9 protein-coding genes are annotated in these 12,164 nt (G+C 54.8%); 8 read left to right on the forward strand and 1 reads right to left on the reverse strand.

Features of this window, described 5'->3' with window-relative positions:
• Positions 1-90 precede the first annotated feature (90 nt).
• From mutS to VU18_RS05700, 3 genes are all read left to right on the forward strand, one after another.
• Positions 91-2,799, forward strand: coding sequence for a DNA mismatch repair protein MutS (gene mutS, locus VU18_RS05690; RefSeq protein WP_047757753.1), 2,709 nt, complete (start codon positions 91-93; stop codon positions 2,797-2,799).
• Positions 2,800-2,813: 14 nt separating this feature from the next.
• Complete coding sequence (gene mutL / locus VU18_RS05695; RefSeq protein WP_033025124.1) at positions 2,814-4,706, forward strand: DNA mismatch repair endonuclease MutL; 1,893 nt, start codon at positions 2,814-2,816, stop codon at positions 4,704-4,706.
• A 208-nt stretch (positions 4,707-4,914) separates the two neighbouring features.
• A complete protein-coding gene (locus VU18_RS05700; RefSeq protein ID WP_011230807.1) occupies positions 4,915-5,940 on the forward strand; it encodes a LysM peptidoglycan-binding domain-containing protein in 1,026 nt (341 codons plus the stop codon).
• An 11-nt stretch (positions 5,941-5,951) separates the two neighbouring features.
• Here VU18_RS05700 and VU18_RS18510 read toward each other — a convergent pair whose 3' ends face one another.
• Positions 5,952-6,200 carry a hypothetical protein gene (locus tag VU18_RS18510; RefSeq protein WP_020278225.1) on the reverse strand — a complete coding sequence of 83 codons (249 nt, stop codon included), beginning with the start codon at positions 6,198-6,200 and terminating at the stop codon, positions 5,952-5,954.
• Positions 6,201-6,216: 16 nt separating this feature from the next.
• On the opposite strand from VU18_RS18510, the gene VU18_RS05710 reads away from it, so the two are divergent.
• The 5 genes from VU18_RS05710 (at position 6,217) to spoVK (ending at position 12,149) form a co-directional block, all read left to right on the forward strand.
• Positions 6,217-7,566, forward strand: a complete 1,350-nt coding sequence (locus VU18_RS05710) for an MDR family MFS transporter (RefSeq protein WP_033025125.1) — start codon at positions 6,217-6,219, stop codon at positions 7,564-7,566.
• Positions 7,567-7,780: 214 nt separating this feature from the next.
• Positions 7,781-9,478, forward strand: coding sequence for a methyl-accepting chemotaxis protein (locus VU18_RS05715; RefSeq protein ID WP_033025126.1), 1,698 nt, complete (start codon positions 7,781-7,783; stop codon positions 9,476-9,478).
• Positions 9,479-9,671: 193 nt separating this feature from the next.
• On the forward strand, positions 9,672-10,619 hold the full coding sequence (gene miaA, locus VU18_RS05720) for a tRNA (adenosine(37)-N6)-dimethylallyltransferase MiaA (protein WP_011230811.1): 948 nt from the start codon (positions 9,672-9,674) through the stop codon (positions 10,617-10,619).
• 34 nt (positions 10,620-10,653) lie between these two features.
• On the forward strand, positions 10,654-10,881 hold the full coding sequence (gene hfq / locus VU18_RS05725; protein ID WP_011230812.1) for an RNA chaperone Hfq: 228 nt from the start codon (positions 10,654-10,656) through the stop codon (positions 10,879-10,881).
• A 335-nt stretch (positions 10,882-11,216) separates the two neighbouring features.
• On the forward strand, positions 11,217-12,149 hold the full coding sequence (gene spoVK, locus VU18_RS05730) for a stage V sporulation protein K (protein WP_011230813.1): 933 nt from the start codon (positions 11,217-11,219) through the stop codon (positions 12,147-12,149).
• Positions 12,150-12,164 lie beyond the last annotated feature (15 nt).

Here is a 12,164-nt window from a genome sequence, read left to right on the forward strand (position 1 = left end):
GAAATTTCTTTCCTAGTTTTTTCTTTTGCCGCTTGTTATAATAGTAGCGCAATCAACGAGCCTTCGGGCCGAAAAGGTTGGGGAGAAGCGATGCCATCGTACACACCGATGATCCAGCAATATTTGCACATTAAAGCGCAATATCCGGACGCGTTTTTATTTTTCCGGCTTGGCGATTTTTACGAACTGTTTTTTGACGACGCCATCAAGGCGGCGCAAGAGCTGGAAATTACATTAACAAGCCGCGACGGCGGCGATGAACGGGTGCCGATGTGCGGGGTGCCGTACCATTCGGCGCAAGGATATATTGAGCAGTTAATCGAAAAGGGATATAAAGTCGCCATTTGCGAACAAGTCGAAGACCCGAAAACGGCCAAAGGCGTCGTTCGCCGCGAAGTTGTGCAGCTCATCACCCCAGGGACGCTCATGGAAGGCAAAGGGCTCACCGAGAAGGAAAACCACTACTTGGCGGCGCTCACGCCGTTTGCTGATGGTACATACGGATTGGCTTACGCCGATTTGTCGACCGGCGAGGTCCGGTTGACGCTTCTTTCTTCGTGGGAGGAAGCGGCAAACGAATTGCACGCCGTTGGAGCGCGGGAGATCATCGTTGCCACAGACAGCGGCGAAGAGTGGGTGCGCGAGCTGAAAGAGCGGTACGGGGCGGCGGTCTCTTATGAGGACGACACATCTCTATGCGACGAATGGAACGGCGTCATCGGCCATGTGGCGCAAGAAAAGCTGCGGCAGGCCGCAGCCCGCTTGCTTCATTACCTCGTCCGCACGCAAAAGCGGCGGCTCGATCATTTGCAGCCGGCTGAGTTGTATCAAGTTGACCACTATATGAAAATGGACCGACATTCCAAGCTGCATTTGGAATTGGTCGAAACGGTGCGGTCAAAAGGAAGGAAAGGCTCGTTGTTATGGCTTTTGGATGAAACGGTGACAGCGATGGGCGGGCGGCTCTTAAAACAATGGCTGGACCGGCCGCTCATTGATCGGCGCGAAATCGAACGGCGCCTCGATTTTGTGGAAACGTTGAAAACGAGCTATTTTGAACGGCAGGAGCTGCGCGACAGGCTGCGCGGCGTTTACGACATTGAGCGCCTTGTCGGCCGTGTCTCCTACGGCAACGCCAATGCCCGCGATCTCGTGCAGCTGAAAAAGTCGCTTCTTCAAGTGCCGGCGCTCCGCCAGACGGTCGGCGCACTGCCGCTCGCTGAAGCGGACAAGCTGTGCGAGCGCCTTGACCCGTGCGAAGAGCTCGTCGATTTGCTCGAGCGCTCGATTCAAGAACAGCCGCCGCTTTCCGTCAAAGAAGGGAACCTCATCAAAGACGGATATGACAAGCAGCTCGACCGCTACCGCGATGCGAGCCGCAACGGCAAGGCGTGGATCGCTGAACTTGAGGCGAAGGAGCGGGAAGCGACCGGCATCAAATCGCTCAAAGTCGGCTACAACCGAGTGTTTGGCTACTATATTGAAGTGACAAAGCCCAATCTCCCCCTTGTTCCGGAAGGACGTTACGAGCGGAAGCAGACGCTCGCCAACGCCGAGCGGTTTATCACCCCGGAGTTGAAGGAAAAAGAGGCGCTCATTTTGGAGGCGGAAGAAAAAAGCATCGAACTCGAATATGAACTGTTTGTCGCCATTCGCGAGCAGGTGAAGCAATACATCCCGCGCCTGCAGACGTTGGCGAAAGCCATTGCCGAGCTTGATGTGCTTCAATCATTCGCAACGATCAGCGACGAGTATCGCTACGTGCGTCCGCAGTTTTCCACGGAGCGCGTCTTGGTGATTCAAGGCGGCCGCCACCCGGTTGTCGAAAAAGTGCTCGGCGCGCAAATGTACGTGCCGAATGACTGCTACATGAACCGCGAGCGGGAAATGCTGCTCATCACTGGACCGAACATGGCTGGAAAAAGCACGTACATGCGGCAAGTGGCGCTCACCGCCGTCATGGCGCAAATCGGCTGTTTCGTTCCCGCCGAGCGGGCGGTGCTGCCCATTTTTGACCAAGTGTTCACCCGCATCGGCGCTGCTGACGACCTGTCGGCAGGACAAAGCACGTTTATGGTCGAAATGTTGGAGGCGCGCCACGCCATCGCTCATGCGACACAAAACAGCCTCATTTTGTTTGATGAAATCGGGCGCGGCACATCGACGTACGACGGCATGGCGCTCGCCCAGGCGATCATTGAGTACATTCACGACCATATCGGCGCGAAAACACTATTTAGCACCCACTACCATGAACTCACCGCCTTGGAGCGTTCGCTCCCGCGGCTTTCGAACGTCCATGCCCGCGCCATCGAGGAAAACGGCAAAGTCGTCTTTTTGCATCAAATCGCCGACGGGCCGGCCGACAAGAGCTACGGCATTCACGTCGCCGAGCTGGCCGGGCTGCCGGCTTCGCTCATTGAACGCGCGCGGGCCATTTTAGCGGAACTGGAGAAAGCGGCGGGAAAACAGGAAGCCGCCGCAGGCAGGATGGACGATGGCGCTTTGGCGGAAGCGGGTTTGGCTTTTCAGGGGAACGAAGCGTTAGACGTCGGCAGCAAGGTTGAGCGCGAGAAGGCCTCCCGTCCGTCAGCCGGCGCGGCGCGGGAGGGCGTTTTGGCGGAAGCGGCGTTTGAGCAGCTGAGTATGTTTCCTGACCTTGCCCCGGCGCCTGTGGAGCCGCCTCTTTCAAACAAAGAGAAAAAGGCGCTCGCGGCGCTGAAAGAGATCAATTTGCTCGAGATGACGCCGCTTGAGGCGCTCAACAAACTGTATGAACTGCAAAAGCTCCTCAAGTAAAGGAGGGAGGCCCGATGGGACGCATCCGCAAGCTCGATGACCTGCTGGCAAACAAAATCGCCGCCGGCGAGGTCGTCGAGCGGCCGGCTTCGGTCGTCAAGGAGTTGGTGGAAAACGCCATTGATGCCCATAGTACGGTCATCAACATCGAGCTTGAAGAGGCGGGAATGGCGAAAATCCGCGTCATCGACAACGGCGACGGCATGGAGGAAGACGACTGCTTGCTCGCTTTTGAACGCCATGCGACAAGCAAAATTCATGACGAGCACGATTTGTTCCGCATCCGCACGCTCGGGTTCCGCGGTGAGGCGCTGCCGAGCATCGCTTCTGTATCCGAAGTGGAGCTGACGACCGGCACGGGCAGCGGACCGGGAACGAAGCTTGTGCTTCAAGGCGGCGCACTCGTCTCCCGCGAGCGGGCGGCGGGGCGCAAAGGAACGGATATTACCGTATCGAACTTGTTTTTCAACACCCCAGCGCGCTTGAAATATATGAAAACGATCCACACCGAGCTCGGCCATGCGGCCGACGTCGTCAACCGACTAGCGCTCGCCCATCCGGACGTATCATTTCGCCTCCGCCACCAGGGCAAAACATTGCTTGCCACCAATGGCAGCGGCGATGTCCGGCACGTGCTCGCCGCTATTTACGGCGCCGAGACGGCGAGACAAATGATCCCCATCGAAGCGGAATCGCTCGATTTTACCGTTCGCGGCTACATTTCGCCGCCGGACGTGACGCGCGCCTCGCGCAACTACATCTCGCTTGTTGTCAACGGCCGCTATGTGCGCAGCGTGCCGCTCATGAAAGCGATTGAAGCCGGCTACCATACGCTCTTGCCGATCGGCCGCTATCCGATTGTGTTTTTATCCATTGAAATGGATCCGGTGCTTGTCGATGTCAACGTCCATCCGGCAAAGCTCGAAGTCCGCTTTAGCAAGGAAGCAGAGCTGAATGAGCTCGTCACAGACGCCATCCGCCAGGCATTTCGCAAGCGGACGCTCATTCCGTCCGTATCTGCCGACAGCAAGATGGCAAAACCAAAGGCGGAGCAGGCGGCTTGGACGTTCACTCATCGCGTCCGCGAGCCGTCTGTCTTATCGAGCGACATCGGCGGCGGGGAAGATGCGACCGCCCCTCTTGCGCCGCTAACCGGTGACGCACCGGCTGAGCGGCCATCCGCGGCTGTGCAGACGGATGAATGTGGAATACCGGACGAACATGGGCCCGCTTTCGAGCGAAAGCAGGAGGAAGAGGAGGGAGAAGAGCGGTGCTCTCCCCGCTTGCCGACAGATGGGCAAGCGGAGGATAAAGCGGCGGCCGATCGCCTGCCGCCGCTTTATCCGATTGGACAATTGCATGGGACGTACATTTTGGCGGAGAACGAACATGGGCTGTATATGATCGATCAGCATGCGGCTCAAGAGCGGATCAACTATGAATATTTCCGGGAAAAACTCGGCGAAGCCACGAAGGAAGTGCAGGAGCTGCTCGTTCCGTTGATGTTTGAATATCCAGCCGACGAGTACGAGCGGATCGCCGCCTGCCGCGATGAGCTGGCGCGCTGCGGCGTGTTTCTTGAGCCGTTTGGGCCGCGGGCGTTTCTCGTTCGCTCCCATCCGACGTGGTTTCCGAAAGGGAGAGAAAGGGAAATCATCGAGGAAATGATCGAACAAGTGTTGGCGGCCAAAACGGTCGACATCAAGCAATTGCGCGAACAAGCGGCGATCTTAATGAGCTGCAAGCGCGCCATTAAAGCAAACCAACATTTGCGCCAGGATGAACTGTTCGCTTTGCTTGAGGCGCTGCGGCAGACAACGGACCCATTTACTTGTCCCCACGGCCGGCCGATCATCGTTCATTTTTCGACATATGAAATTGAAAAACTATTTAAACGGGTGATGTAGCCTGCGCCCCCTTTGCGCGACAAAGGGGGCGCTTTTTGTAATCGTTTTGTAATCTACTTTTATTCTTTCTGTTACAGACGGATTGCTTTGATTTTACTATAATGGCTCATGTGTAGGAATACGTGGTGAATTTTGTAGAGTGATAGCGAATTTTGGCTAAGCGGCTGGATAGATAAAGATCCATATCGACGTCATAGGGGGATGCAGCATGAAAAAGACGGTTGTATTGACAAGCACGTTGATCGGCTCGCTGTTGGCCGGCCACGCGGCATCGGCGGCGAGCTATACGGTGCAAAAAGGCGATACGCTTTGGAAGATTGCCCGGCAATCCGGCACGACGGTCGCAGCGTTAAAGCAAGAAAACGGTTTGTCTTCGGATTTGATTTTTCCCGGACAAGTATTGCGCGTCAATGAACCAAATAAATCAAACGAAACTTCTTCGAATACATATACGGTCGAGCCTGGTGATACGCTAAGCGGAATCGCCCGCAAGTTTAGCACGACTGTGGATGCGTTGCTCAAGCTTAATCCAAGCATTACGAACCCAGACTTCATTCGCGCCGGGCAGAAGCTGCAAGTAGCAGGGGAACAGGAACGTTCCAATACATACAATGTGCAGCCGGCAGCCGTGCCGACAAGCGGCCGGTATATCGTGCAGGCGGGGGATACGCTGCTTGAGATTGCGAACAAGTTTCAAACGACGGTCGACCGTCTATTGGCACTGAATCCGCAAATTACAAACCCGAACACCATCCGCATTGGCCAAGCCATTAAAGTGGCGGGCGGAACGACTGATGTCCGGGAGGCCAAGCAGCAAGTATCGGCCGCCAACTCGGCTGCCACTGAGTCGTCCGCATCGCTTGCCGACCGAATCATCGATATTGCGGAAAAATATTTAGGGGCGCGTTATTTGTACGGAGCAAGCCCGTCGCGCACCGATGTGTTTGACTGCTCATCGTTTACGATGCGCGTCTTCAGCGAAGCCGGCATTTCGCTGCCGCGCACATCCACCGCTCAAGCGCAAGCCGGAAGAACGGTGTCGTTTAACCAATTGCAAAAAGGCGATCTCGTCTTTTTTGACACCGATTCAAATGGGACGATCAACCATGTCGGCATTTACGCTGGCAACGGGCAAATGATCAACGCGACCGTTTCGTTGGGTGTTGCGTATTCGTCGCTGACGTCATCCTATTGGAAAACGCGGTATGTAAAAGCGGTTCGGGTCATCAACTAAATGAAAGACGATTAACGCAGCTGTTCGTGCGAAGCCTTAGGCGCTTCGGTGAACAGCTTTTTTGTTGTTCGTGCGAGTGAAAGCCGAATCCAACAAAGATGCAGGATGATGCCGCGGAAAAACGGGTTAGCGGTTTTGAGGCTTTCTGCTTTTAAGGCAACAAAAAACAGCAACAAGTACAAATAGTCCGGCTTTCTGGCGCGTATCATTTGGTGCCATGATGATTCATCATGTAAAATAAGATATTCATAGATGATCAAAAAGGAGGGCATTGGTATGAACAGCCGTCTGTCCGTGATGGTGAGCATTGTGCTGGCCATGCTCGTCGCCTCGATGGATACGACGATCATGAACACGACGATGCCGATCATCGCCAAAGAACTTGGGGGATTCTCCCTTTATGCATGGGCGTTTGCGTCATACATGATTACGACAACCGTCCTGTCACCGATTGCCGGCCGTCTGTCCGACCTGTTTGGCCGCAAAAACGTATTCAGCTTTGGCATCATTTTATTTTTGATTGGCTCGCTTCTTTGCGGTTTGTCGCAAAATATGGTGCAACTCGTCCTGTTCCGCGCCGTACAAGGGGTCGGCGCCGGGTTTATGATGCCGTTTCCGGCCATTATCGCCGGCGATTTGTTTCCGGTGGAAAGGCGCGGAAAGATCCAGGCGTTTTTTACCGCCATGTGGGGGATTTCCGCCGTCTTGGCGCCGCTTTTAGGCTCGCTGTTTGTCGAATACGCGACATGGCGCTGGATTTTTTATGTCAACATTCCCATTTGCCTGCTCTCGCTTGTGACGTTGTTTCCATATAAAGAAGTATATGAACCGAAGCGGGCGGCGGTTGACTATATGGGGGCGGTGTTATTTGCCGCCGCAGTCAGCCTGCTTTTGCTCGTCACTGTTGCGAAGCGCGGACAATGGTGGTACGGGGCGGCCGGTGCGCTCTTGCTCATGGTGTTTTACTTTTTCGAAAAACGGCAGCCGTCTCCGCTCGTGCCGCTTTCACTTGTTCATCACCGCACGCTCAAATGGATGAACATTAACGGCTTTGTCAGCTGCGTCGCGCTGTTTGGCACGTCAAGCTACATTCCGCTCTTTTTGCAAAATGTTGCTCATTTATCGGTATTTATCAGCGGCGTCGCTTTGCTCGGCTCGTCCGTTGGTTGGATGATCGCCGCCGTGCCGGCCGGGAAATGGATTTTGCGCTATGGCTACCGTCCGCTTCTCATCATCGGCAATGTGCTGCTGGTTGCGTCCGGCTTGCTTCTGGCGCTGCTGAACGAAAGTCACGGGTTTTGGTATGTGTTTTTCGTCATGTTTGTCCAAGGGCTGTCGTTTGGGTTGACCTCGACCGTCGGCGTCATCGGCTCGCAGCAGCTTGCGGACGTCCATGAAAAAGGAATCGCGACGTCCTTTTTTATGTTTTGCCGCAATATCGGCACGGCGATCGGCGTGACCGTCATGGGAGCGTTTTTGACGAAGGCGCCGACGTTTATGACCGGCATCCATCATTTGTTTTTATTCGGCCTCATTGGCAGCATCGCCGCGCTTGTCACCTCGCTTTTCATTCATGATGAAGCCGAAACCGGCCGAAACACGTGGCAGCCGGAAGGAACGGCGTAAGGCGGGGAAGCGGCATGGGGGCGGCCGGTTTGCTCTCCTTGCGAGTTTACGGTGAAAGAGGAGGCTCATTGAGAAAATCCAGTTGATTTTCTCAATGAAGCAGGCCTTTTCATCAAAGATGGCGAAAGAGCCAAAAAAAATACTAAACATTGGCTGTTATCATCCGATAATGTAGATGGAACAACATACTGATTCACAGACGGAGGACTTGCCAATGAACATGAAAATGACCGTGCGCAAAAAACTGCTGGCTGGCTTCGGCCTCGTCTACGTGTTGATCGCGCTGCTAGTCGGGTTTTCTTATTACGAAATTTCGACTCTTGACCGTACATACACCGATGTGATCGACAAACGGGTGACGAAGCTTGTCAATGCCAAAGAGCTTGAAGTATTGATCCGCCGCGAGGTCGGCAGCATGCGCGGCTATTTGTTGACCGGCGATGAGACGTCAAGGAAAAATTTTGAAAAAGCGCATGGGGAGTACAAGAAAATAAGCGAAAAGCTTGCGGCGGAGCTGACGCGGGAAGAAACGAAACAGTTGCTTGCCGAGCTCGATTTGCTTGAACAGCAGTTTTACGAACTTGGGCAAAAAACGTTCGACCTAAAAGCGCAAAACAAACCGGAGCAGTACATCGCCCTTGTGACCACAACAGGGCGCGACTTAACAACCCAATTTGATGAAAAGGTGAATCAATTGGTCGCTCTCCAGCAGCGGGAAATGAAGGAAGCTAATGATGATGCGAGCGCATCGGCGGCTGCGGTCCAGCGGCTGATCATCATCGTCGGCTTGTTGACGGCGGCGGCTGGAGCGACCGTCAGCTATTACATCAGCCGCTCGCTTTCCCGCCCGCTATTGGCGCTGTCGGAAGCGGCGAAGCGGATCGCCGCCGGCGATTTGACGGACGGGCGGCTCTCGGTTCGCAACCGCGATGAAATTGGCGCACTCGCCGCTTCGTTTGAGCAAATGGCGAAAAACTTGCGCGAAGTGCTTCAAGAAGTGGCGCAAAACGCCGAGCAAGTCGCCGCTTCGTCGGAGGAGCTGGCAGCGAGCGCCGAACAGACGAGCAAGGCGACCGAGCAAATCGCCATGACGATTCAGGGCGTTGCTTCCGGCATGGACAAGCAAATGCAAAGCGTGGAAGAAACGTCCGCCGCCGTCGATTCGATGTCTGAGAGAATCGAGCAAATTTCCGGACGGGCGCAAAGCGTGTCCGCCATCGCTGCTGAGGCGTCAAGACAAGCGGCTGAGGGAGGGCAAACGATCGAGGCGGGCGTTGCGCAAATGAACAAAGTCAACGATACGGTCGAGCGGCTGGCTGACCTCATTAAAGGGCTTGGCCACCGTTCCGAGCAAATCGGCTCGATCATCGAAGCAATCCGCAGCATCGCGGCGCAGACGAACTTGCTCGCCTTAAACGCCGCCATTGAGGCGGCGCGCGCCGGCGAGCACGGGCGCGGCTTTGCCGTCGTTGCTGACGAAGTGCGGAAGCTCGCCGAGCAATCGGCCCAATCGGCCCAGCAAATCGCGGAATTGATCGCTGCCATTCAAGAAGAAACGGTCCATGCCGTCCAATCAATGGAGTCGGTCGTCAACGAAGTGACGGCCGGAACGAACGTCATTCGCGCCTCGGGAGAAATGTTCGCCCGCATTCGCGCCGCCGTGGACGAAGTTGCGGCGCAAATCCGCGACGTATCCACCGCGGTCAGCGACATAGTCTCTTCTTCGGAGCAAATGGTGCGCTCCGTCCGGCTTGTCGCCGACGTGGCCGAGTCGACATCGGCCGGTGCGCAGGAGGTGTCGGCGGCGACCGAGGAACAGCTGGCCTCGATGGAGGAAATTTCAGCTTCGGCCGCGTCGCTCTCGAAAATGGCGGACGATTTGCAGGCGATTGTCAACAAGTTTTCATTATGATGAGCGCCTTTTATGGCGTTCATTTTTTTCCATATGGTTATGGCGAAAGGGAAGAAAGGCGATTTTTCGCGCTGCCATGTATAAAACGATTTGTGGATGGCGAAAACGTATGAAAGAAATGGTTCCATGCACAGCTGTTTTTATGTATAATGATGGTTGACACAAGTCCCACAACAGAAAGCAGTGACGCGCTATGGCTGAAAAAGTCGCCGTCATCGTCGGGCCGACGGCGGTCGGCAAAACGAAGCTCGGCATCGCGTTGGCGAAAAAGCTGGGCGGAGAGGTCATCAGCGGCGATTCGATGCAAATTTATAAAGGGATGGACATTGGCACGGCGAAAGTGAAGCCCGATGAGATGGAAGGAATCCCGCATCATTTGCTGGACATCAAAGAGCCGTGCGAACCGTTTTCCGTCGTCGAATTTCAGCGGCTTTGCCGTGCGCTCATCACCGAGATTTCGGCGCGCGGCCGGCTGCCGATCATCGTCGGCGGCACCGGGCTGTACATTCAGGCAGCCCTTTACGATTACCAATTTTCCGCCGCCCCTTCCGACGAAGCGTACCGCCGGGCGCTCAAACAGCTGGCGGCCGAGCAAGGAGCCGAAGCGCTTCACCGGCGGCTTGAGGCGGTTGATCCAATAAGTGCGGCCCGTATTCATCCGCACAACATCCGCCGCGTCATCCGCGCCTTAGAAGTGTATCATTGCACCGGAAAGCCGTTCAGCGAGTGGCAGCAAGGGCAGTCAAAGCGGCTTTTGTATGAGGCGGCCATCGTTGGCTTGACGGCGGAGCGGGAGGCGCTTTACCGCCGCATCAACGAGCGGGTCGATGAGATGATCGCCGCAGGGTTGATCGAAGAGGCGAGGGCGCTTTATGACCGCGGCCTGCGCGACTGCCAGGCGGTGCAAGCCATCGGCTACAAGGAGCTGTACGACTATTTTGACGGCCGCGTTTCCCTTGATGAAGCGATCGAGCAGCTGAAACAAAATTCGCGCCGCTATGCGAAACGGCAGCTCACTTGGTTTCGCAACCAAATGCCGGTGAAATGGTTTGACATGACCGACGCTGGGCAGTTCGCCGCCAAGGTGGAGGAAATTTCTCGCTATGTAGCAGGAAAGCTTCAACTTGAAGCGAATATATAATTATATCCTTAGAGAGAAAAGAGGAGGACGTTTGATGAAAAATACGATCAATATTCAAGACCAGTTTTTAAACCAGCTGCGCAAAGAGGGCATTCAAGTGACCGTCTTCTTATTGAACGGCTTCCAACTGCGCGGATACATTAAAGGGTTTGACAACTTCACCGTACTTTTGGAAGTGCAAGGAAAACAACAGCTCATTTACAAGCACGCCATTTCGACGTTTGCGCCGGAGCGGAACATCCATTTTGAAACCGAACAGTAAGACCGACGGTACATACGCCGCCGAAAAAAGGCGCCTTCCTTCGCGGAGGGCGCCTTTTGCCATTTCCCGTTTTCCTTCCGCGCCCGCTATTTGATCGACAAGCTCCTGCGTCACCCGAAGGGAAGTGAGGGACGAGGTGAATTCAGATGCGTAAACCGCCGCTTTTGTGAATAAACATATACAAACTTTTTCCGCTATAGCCGACCCGCTGTTCGTTTGGGCGATTGTCACGGATCGGCGGTGGCGTACGTATACTAGTAACGAAAAGGCAAGGCGTCAAAAGCCAAGTCGGAACGGGTGCGGATGGCAGAAAACGGGAAGCGAGGTGACGCCCCTTGTCAGAATTGACGATGAACAAGGCGAAAGGGCAAATCAACATCGTGTTGAACTCCAAAACGGTAAACCATTTAGTGAAAGAAGAGAGAAACGACTGGCTCGATGGCGAAGAGCATCAGGCGCTCCGCAATATTCAAAAGGAGCTTGATCAGCTGATCGGCCTTGATCATGTCAAAAAAATCATCAAGGAAATTTACGCCTGGCTGTACATCAACCGGCTGCGCAAGGAGAACGGCTTAAAGGCCAACCGCCAGGCGCTCCATATGATTTTCAAAGGCAATCCCGGCACCGGCAAAACGACGGTGGCGCGCTTGCTCGGCAAGCTGTTTTTTGAGATGAACGTGCTGTCCAAAGGGCATTTCATCGAGGCGGAGCGGGCCGATTTGGTCGGAGAGTACATCGGGCATACGGCGAGCAAAACGCGCGATTTGATCAAAAAAGCGCGCGGCGGAATTTTGTTCATCGATGAAGCGTATTCGCTCGCCCGCGGCGGGGAAAAAGATTTCGGCAAAGAAGCGATTGATACGCTTGTCAAAGGAATGGAAGACTATTGCGACGACCTAGTCGTGATTTTGGCCGGCTATCCGAAAGAAATGGACTATTTTTTGTCGTTAAATCCTGGCTTGCCGTCGCGATTTCCTCTCACGATCGAGTTTCCCGATTACACGGTCGAGGAGCTTGTGCAAATCGCCAAGCAAATGCTGCGCGAACGCGAGTATGAAATGACGCCGGAAGCGGAGCGGAAACTGTACATTCATCTCGAAGGGACGCTGGAAGCGACCGGCCGCCTCAAGTTCAGCAACGGCCGCTATGTGCGCAACTTAATCGAAAAAGCGATCCGCAAGCAGGCGGTCCGCCTTCTTCATGAAGGGCGCTACGACAAAAAAGAGCTGATGACGATCCGTGACCGCGATTTAGTGATTCATGCTTGAACGCTCTCCCACCTA

Source organism: Geobacillus sp. ZGt-1, assembly GCF_001026865.1.
Classification (GTDB): domain Bacteria; phylum Bacillota; class Bacilli; order Bacillales; family Anoxybacillaceae; genus Geobacillus; species Geobacillus thermoleovorans.

Bases quoted from the DNA above. Each gene is read 5' to 3' on its own strand.
- mutL (WP_033025124.1), top strand. From the start codon at position 2,814: ATGGGACGCATCCGCAAGCTCGATGACCTGCTGGCAAACAAAATCGCC.
- mutS (WP_047757753.1), top strand. From the start codon at position 91: ATGCCATCGTACACACCGATGATCCAGCAATATTTGCACATTAAAGCG.
- VU18_RS05700 (WP_011230807.1), top strand. From the start codon at position 4,915: ATGAAAAAGACGGTTGTATTGACAAGCACGTTGATCGGCTCGCTGTTG.
- VU18_RS05710 (WP_033025125.1), top strand. From the start codon at position 6,217: ATGAACAGCCGTCTGTCCGTGATGGTGAGCATTGTGCTGGCCATGCTC.
- hfq (WP_011230812.1), top strand. From the start codon at position 10,654: ATGAAAAATACGATCAATATTCAAGACCAGTTTTTAAACCAGCTGCGC.
- miaA (WP_011230811.1), top strand. From the start codon at position 9,672: ATGGCTGAAAAAGTCGCCGTCATCGTCGGGCCGACGGCGGTCGGCAAA.
- VU18_RS05715 (WP_033025126.1), top strand. From the start codon at position 7,781: ATGAACATGAAAATGACCGTGCGCAAAAAACTGCTGGCTGGCTTCGGC.